Genomic DNA, 960 nt, shown 5'->3' on the forward strand with positions numbered 1-960 from the left:
TATTGCACCTATGAAAAGATTGAAAAATCACTCGCTTATTCAATTAAGCAAATGATTCAAAACTCTTATGACACCAAAGCTGGAAAACCAAAAGGATACTTTGCAAGGCTATGGCCAACTGAGACCATGGTTGTTTGGGTCGCCATTTTGCTAGCAGTATATTTAATGATTTATTACTTTCCTGAGCTGCTCTAATCGAGCAGCTTTTCAACTAAGTAAATCTTTATTAGCTCCAAGAGTCCCTAGCTAGGTTGTATTCTATTTTGCGTACATAGATCATAATACCTCCGGTTACACTCCCTCGTTTTTTGACATATTTGCCTTCGGTTTCTAGGCTTTATATTAGCCTCTACTCATTACAGGGACTTAAAGCTATGAGATTACCATCCTATTTATTCCGCCTAGTATTACTATGTTTTGCCACCTTTGGCTCCAATATCATATTGGCAGACCCTGTCTGGATCGACGTGAGAAGTAAAATTGAACACACTTTCGACCATATAGATGGTGACCTACGTGCCACCCACAACGAAATCGTTCCTATAGTTAGCCGGCAGTATCCCGACAAAAACACTGAGATTGTTGTTTATTGCGCCAGGGGTGTGCGCGCGGAAAAAGCGAAGAATGCTTTGATTGCAGCCGGGTATAGCAGAGTTACAAATGCAGGTGGCATTGACGATGTGCGGCAGAAACGCAATATTTCAACAGATTAAATTCACCATGCACTACCCGCAAGGTATTAAATAACTTATCCAAGAATAAAATGAGCGCAGGTTAATCTAGCTGATACTTAGGCCGCACTGGCGATAGCTAATTATCGTTAATTATGAGTGGATTACGCCCACAAGACTAATTGTTAGTGCTATCATTATCGAATACGCTAAATTATTAATTGTTCTGAGAAAAGTAGCTGTGACAAAACGTTCTGAGCAGAAACAAAAAACACGAAGAGCTTTATTA

1 protein-coding gene and 1 pseudogene are annotated in these 960 nt (G+C 39.8%); both read left to right on the forward strand.

What is annotated here, in order from left to right:
- A pseudogene (locus A3735_RS31720) lies at positions 1-195 on the forward strand (Na(+)/H(+) antiporter subunit D); the annotation flags it as partial.
- 179 nt (positions 196-374) lie between these two features.
- On the forward strand, positions 375-713 hold the full coding sequence (locus tag A3735_RS05290; protein ID WP_068508484.1) for a rhodanese-like domain-containing protein: 339 nt from the start codon (positions 375-377) through the stop codon (positions 711-713).
- Positions 714-960 lie beyond the last annotated feature (247 nt).

It is taken from the genome of Oleiphilus sp. HI0061 (genome assembly GCF_001635675.1).